This window comes from Filifactor sp. (genome assembly GCF_057248345.1).
Genome location: NZ_DBHIIC010000064.1, coordinates 1 through 6,190, shown reverse-complemented (window position 1 = coordinate 6,190; position 6,190 = coordinate 1). Strand labels below are relative to the sequence as shown.

The 6,190-nt window shown below is 32.1% G+C and carries 6 protein-coding genes and 1 pseudogene; 3 read left to right on the top strand and 4 right to left on the bottom strand.

Annotated features, from left to right (window positions below; all coding sequences use genetic code 11):
* From ACO5GE_RS07710 to obgE, 3 genes are all read right to left on the bottom strand, one after another.
* Positions 1–892: NAD-dependent DNA ligase (locus tag ACO5GE_RS07710; protein ID WP_484830334.1), on the bottom strand; the 892-nt coding region annotated here is incomplete at its 3' end.
* 21 nt (positions 893–913) lie between these two features.
* Positions 914–1,201 (bottom strand): ribosome assembly RNA-binding protein YhbY, encoded by a 288-nt coding sequence (yhbY, locus tag ACO5GE_RS07705; protein WP_484830333.1) that lies wholly within the window; start codon positions 1,199–1,201, stop codon positions 914–916.
* Positions 1,202–1,288: 87 nt separating this feature from the next.
* Positions 1,289–2,572 carry a GTPase ObgE gene (gene obgE / locus ACO5GE_RS07700; RefSeq protein ID WP_484830332.1) on the bottom strand — a complete coding sequence of 428 codons (1,284 nt, stop codon included), beginning with the start codon at positions 2,570–2,572 and terminating at the stop codon, positions 1,289–1,291.
* A gap of 152 nt (positions 2,573–2,724) precedes the next feature.
* Between obgE and ACO5GE_RS07695 the strand changes: the two genes are divergently transcribed.
* The 3 genes from ACO5GE_RS07695 to ACO5GE_RS07685 all read left to right on the top strand — a co-directional run bounded on the left by ACO5GE_RS07695 (position 2,725) and on the right by ACO5GE_RS07685 (position 5,767).
* Positions 2,725–3,753 carry a polysaccharide deacetylase family protein gene (locus ACO5GE_RS07695; RefSeq protein WP_484830331.1) on the top strand — a complete coding sequence of 343 codons (1,029 nt, stop codon included), beginning with the start codon at positions 2,725–2,727 and terminating at the stop codon, positions 3,751–3,753.
* A 189-nt stretch (positions 3,754–3,942) separates the two neighbouring features.
* Complete coding sequence (locus ACO5GE_RS07690; RefSeq protein WP_484830330.1) at positions 3,943–5,274, top strand: D-alanyl-D-alanine carboxypeptidase family protein; 1,332 nt, start codon at positions 3,943–3,945, stop codon at positions 5,272–5,274.
* Between the two features lie 73 nt (positions 5,275–5,347).
* Positions 5,348–5,767 (top strand): hypothetical protein, encoded by a 420-nt coding sequence (locus ACO5GE_RS07685; RefSeq protein WP_484830329.1) that lies wholly within the window; start codon positions 5,348–5,350, stop codon positions 5,765–5,767.
* 58 nt (positions 5,768–5,825) lie between these two features.
* Here the strand turns inward: ACO5GE_RS07685 and ACO5GE_RS07680 are convergent.
* Positions 5,826–6,190, bottom strand: a pseudogene (locus ACO5GE_RS07680) (heavy metal translocating P-type ATPase); the annotation flags it as partial.

The window sequence follows — 6,190 nt, the reverse complement described above, 5'->3', positions numbered from 1 at the left end:
CCAATACATCCCTCTTAGTTAACTCATCTACTTTTATAACAATCCCATCAATATCGAACAACAATTCCTCTCTATGCTCTGTCCAATATTTAATGAACTCAATAACTTTTTCCATAGACTCACAATGTTCCCTAGGAGATATCGTTTTGAAACCTAATCCATCCAAGTAGTTTAACTGACTGGAATGAGAGTTTAATTCATACTCTTTACCGGAGTTGTCCATCCATTCTTGAACATTAAAAATAAAAATGTCTAAATTTCTTTCTTTCGTGATATTGGAATCCAATTGTCTCAAAGAGCCAGAAGCGGCATTTCTGGGATTTGCGAATAATGGTAATCCTAATTCTTCTTGTTGTTCATTCAATTTTAGAAATTGATTTTTTGGTAAGAAAACTTCCCCTCTAACTACTAAATCGACTTTCTGATTTAGTTCTTTTGGAATTGTGACAATTTCATTTAAGTTATCGGTAACATTCTCTCCCTGTTGTCCATTTCCTCTTGTAGCACCTTGAATGAATTTTCCATTCTTATATTCTAACGCAACAGATAGCCCGTCAATTTTTAACTCTACACAATATGAGATCTTACCACAACGCTCTCTTATTTTTTGATCAAACTGAATCAATTCCTCATATGAAAAAGCATTTGATAATGACAACAACGGTACTCTATGAACATACTCCGCAAACTTTTTGGAATAACTCCCTCCAACTTTTTCACTTGGAGATTCTGCCGACTTTAATGAAGGATTCTCTTTTTCTAAAGACATCAATTCTTTCATCATACTATCGTATTCTAAATCACTAATTTCAGGAGCATCCTCCTGATAGTATTTGTCAGAATAGTATTCCAAACGTTCCCTAAGTAGCTTTATTTTTTTTTCAGCATCCATTCTATCTACTCCAACAATTTTCTATATTAAATTTTTAGAATTATTTTTCGATTTTCTATATAAAACAAATTTAAAACCGATACATTGTACAATATCAGCATTTAAAAGAGCAGCAATCTTCTGCGCTGTATCCTTCGTATCCAAATAAGCATTTTCTTGAATTTTTACTTTAATCAACTCTCTTTTTTCAAGAACTTGATCAACTGATTCTACCACTTCTTCAGTAACTTGACCTTTCCCTATCAGTACGACAGGTTCCAACTTGTTTGCCAATCCTCTAAGAAAAGCTCTATCTTTTGTTGTTATCATATGTTTTCTTCAGAGTTTTCCACTCTGCCTCCTATACTATTATTTTTTATTATATTATATGATTTTATTGAATCTTAATCTCAAATATTATTCGTAGAATTCAAATTCCAAATCATACATTCTTACTAAATCACCATCTTGAATCCCCATTTTTCTTAAACGCTCAAAAACACCGTTGCTCTCCATAATTTTTTGAAAATAACGAATGGACTCCATATCATCAAAATTTACAGAATACAATAATTTTTCCAATCTGATTCCGGATAGAACATAAGCATCTTTTTCTTTTTCAATCGTAATTTCTTCTTCTTCCAATTTTACAGGTTGGTATTCTTCAGACCACATTTCTTCTTCTGTATAAAGAGGTTCCATATCAATCTCTAGAAGTCTTTGACTAACATAATCTAAGATATCATCCAAGCCTTCCTTTGTTGCGCCGGAAAGAGGAAACACCTTATATCCATCTGCTTCCACTTTATTTTTAAATTCAATATAGATATCTTTTTCAAATAATAAATCCATTTTATTTGCAATCACAATCTGTTCTCTTTTTGATAATTTCTCATTATATAGATTTAATTCTTGATTTATGCTTAAAAAATCTTCATACGGATCTCTACCTTCAATTCCGGAAATATCTACAACATGTAATAGAACTCTCGTTCTCTCAATATGTCGCAAAAAATCATGTCCTAATCCAACTCCGGAATGTGCTCCTTCTATAATTCCAGGAATATCAGCTATTACAAAACCTGTTCCATTTTTTAACTTTACTACTCCCAAATTTGGTGTGAGCGTTGTAAAATGGTAATTTGCAATCTTTGGACTCGCTTTCGTCACAATAGACAAAAATGTTGATTTTCCAACATTAGGAAATCCTATCAATCCTACATCTGCAATCAACTTCAATTCCAAAATAACGGTTCTTTCTTGACCTTCGGTTCCCGCTTTTGCAAAATTAGGAGCTTGTCGTGTTGAAGTTTTGAAATGAGTATTTCCTCTTCCACCTCTTCCACCTTTTGCTACAACAGCTTCTTCTCCATTTTCTTTTAAATCTGCCAAAATTAAGCCACTCTCTTCATCACGAATGATTGTTCCGATTGGGACTTTAAGAACTAAGTTTTCACCTGATTTTCCATGCATATTAGAACCTTTTCCATCTTCTCCGGAGGGTGCTTGATATGATTTTTTATATTTAAAATCCATCAAAGTTCTTAAATTTGCATCTGCCCTAAAAATAATATTTCCACCATTTCCACCGTCGCCTCCGGCCGGCCCTCCTGCAGGAACATATATTTCTCTACGAAATGCAACAGCACCGTTTCCACCATTTCCTGCCTTTATAAAAATCTCTGCTTTATCTATAAACAAAACAACACCTCTTTCTCATAATTAAGCAATTCATTGTTTGATTATATCACAAAAAACTTTATTAAATAAAAAATAACACCAAAATGTAACCTTTTTTTGTTATTTCTGTTGTACAATAACATTAATTACACAGTAAAGGAAGGAATATCAAAATGAATTATAAAAATACTTATTCTCATTCATCTCATGGCATTAAAACATATAACTCAGGTTCACAAACTTCCGGGAAGAAAAGAAGAAAGAAGTCTCATTTTATAAAAAACATTGTTGTTCTATTCATGGTTGTTGTACTTGCATTAGGAATCGGAAAAGGAATTGCTTTACTTTTTTCTAAAAATAGTGCACCACTTGAGACTTCTAGTCAAATAACACTATATTCTTCTGAATCTCTTTTTGTACTATCTCCTATCAATCGACCTACAGACATGCTGGCAACAACTTTAAACTGGAAATTCAATATCGTTCCTGATTCCAATCATATTGGTGCTGCACAAGAGTATGCATACGATACCAAAGAAATTAGGGATTATATTTCCGGAAAAGCAACATATACCGGAAAAGACAAATTAGTATTTTTGACATTTGACGATGGAGCAAATCAAAAAATTTCTCCTATTGTATTAGATACTTTAAAATCACATGGAGTTCATGGGACTTTCTTTATCGTTGGTGGAACTGTGGGGGAAAAAACAAGATCTGTTCTTTTACGTGAGATACAAGAAGGACATTCTATTGCAATCCATAGCTTTACACATAATTACAAAATTCTATATCCAAATAGAATTGCAAATGTACAACATATTACAAAAGAGTATATGGATACCCTCTCTGCCATGAAAAGCATATTTGGACCAAACTTCAATACACGAGTTTTCAGATATCCGGGTGGACATATGTCCTGGAAAAATATGGATGTTGCTGATGCTGCACTTTCTAAATATGGTGTAGAATGGATTGACTGGAATGCATTATGTGGAGATGGAGAACCTAGACGTACTAGACCTACTTCTGCTCAAGGAATGTATGAATTTACCGTAAAGACAACACTACAAAATAAAAATCAAGATGTGATTGTTGTCTTGATGCATGATGCTGAAAATAAGAAATTCACAGCTGAAGCACTTCCAAAAATTATTCAATACTATAAAGACCAAGGATATGTTTTCGGTGTTTTAAAATAATACACATACTTTTTTTCGTATCGAATAACCAAAGAGGTTCCGGAATCAAAAATGGAACCTCTTTTTTGAGTATTGATAAAAACTTCACTGAAAATATACTTTGTTTCTTTGATTTACTTGCATTTTGTCTAATAATTCATATATAATCTATACAATACATAGTTGTCTTGTAGGGAGGATTTATTTCTAATGTCACAATATAATTTAAAAACAAAAAGCTTAATATTTGCAACTATACTATTTTTGAATACGATATTTTTACAGGATATACACGCAACAAGCTCTAACACTCATTCAATTGGACTGAATTGTTCTACAGCAGTATTAATTGAAGAAGATACCGGTAAAGTACTCTATGAGAAACAAAAGGATGCATCAGTCTATCCTGCATCTACCACAAAGATTATGACTGCTTTATTAACTTTGGAACACCTTGATCTTAATCAACAAATTACAATTCCTGAAGATATGGGACCGGCTGACGGAAGTGCAATGTATCTTCTTCCGGGTGAAACATTTACCGTAGAGGAACTATTACAAGGACTACTGATTAAATCTGCAAATGATGCTGCTATCGTTCTTGCTAAAGCTGTTTCAGGCTCCATAGAAGAATTCTCTAAGTTAATGAATCAAAGGGCACAAGAAATTGGTTGTCAAAATACACACTTTGTGAATCCAAATGGTTTACATGATCCAAACCACACTACTTCGGCTTATGATCTTGCTTTAATTGCTAGAGAAGCAATGAAAAATCAGAAATTTAGAGAGATTGTAGCAACAGATTTTGTACAAATTCATGCTACTGAACAAACACCTGAAATTAGATATTTCAGAAATACCAACAAATTTTTATGGTCAGAACAAACTATTGAATACAAAGGAACCACGATACCTATCAAGTATGATGTTGTTGATGGTATCAAAACGGGATATACTACAGAAGCAGGGAAATGTTTAGTTTCCAGTGGTGAAAATAACGGTCTTAGACTGATTGCTGTTGTAATGAAAAATGAAGGTTTGGAAGTGTATACCAATTCAAGAAAACTATTAGAATATGGATTTCAAAATTTTACTAAAAAAAAGATTTTTACTGCAAATCAAGTTGCAGGTAGAACAGTAATTGTTGATAGTTTGGAAAAAATTTTAGATTTTTATGTAAAGGAAGATTATTATTCTGTAGAGAATATTAACAGTAAGACTGAGATTGAACAAGAAGTTTCTCTAAATGAAAATATGAAGTTGCCAATTCATGTAGATGATGAAATTGGAACATTGAAACTTAAAGAAAATGGTGTTATTCTTGTAGAATTACCTATATTTGCAAAAAATGAAGTTCACTCTATTTATTCTTTACAAGGTTTTATTTATTTCTCAAAACATCATAAGTTCTTAAGTGCCCTTATAATACTTGGAATCTTTATCATTCTAATCGCTCTTTTTACGATTATTAGACTTATCTCGAAAAAGAGAAGAAAAAAGAAAAGAAGAAAGTTGAATCATTCTTCCTACCGTATACAATGATATCATTTTTTGATATTTATTTGTCATATTATTGAAGTTTCAAATTTTAACTAATTTCAAGGAGGTCTTTTTCATGGTTAAATTATTTTTAGGAGAAGCAGGTAGTGGAAAAACAAAAAAAATGCTAGAAATGGCAAATGCAGAAGCTGAAACAACAACAGGAGAAATTGTCTATATAGAACCTACTCCTAAACATTTGCATCAGCTACATAGAGATATTCGTTTTATCTCTACAGAAGAATTTCAAATCAGTTGTACAAATTCTGTCTATGGTCTTTTGTGTGGTCTAATCAGCGCTAATTATGATATCAACACAATCTACCTTGATAGTTTGGATAAAATTATTCCTACTATAGATGAATCAGTTGTAGATTTCCTCAATTTAGTAGATGAGTTATCTGAAAAAAGAGAGTTCACTGTTGTCATCGCATTTAATGTAGATGATCCTACACATATCAATGAAAAACTGGAAAAGTTTTTACCATCAATCTAGGACAATAACACAAACAAAAACACTCTTTTTCTATTATTAATAGAAAAAGAGTGTTTTTTTATCTTTTGATACGAAATGCATTTAATATTGCTAAAATACTAACACCGACATCAGAAAAGACAGCCCACTGCATTCCTAATATTCCAAATGCAGTCAAGAATAAGACAATTCCCTTAATTCCTAAAGAAAATATAATATTTTCTTTTATAATAGACATCGTTCGTCTGGATAATGAGATAGCAAATGGTATTTTTGAGATATTGTCATCCATAAGCACAACATCAGATGCTTCTATCGCTGCATCGCTTCCCAATCTTCCCATTGAAATTCCGACATCTACTCTTGAAAGAACAGGAGCATCATTGATACCATCTCCCACAAATCCTACAAACTTATTTTTACTTTTACTGAGTAATAACTCTT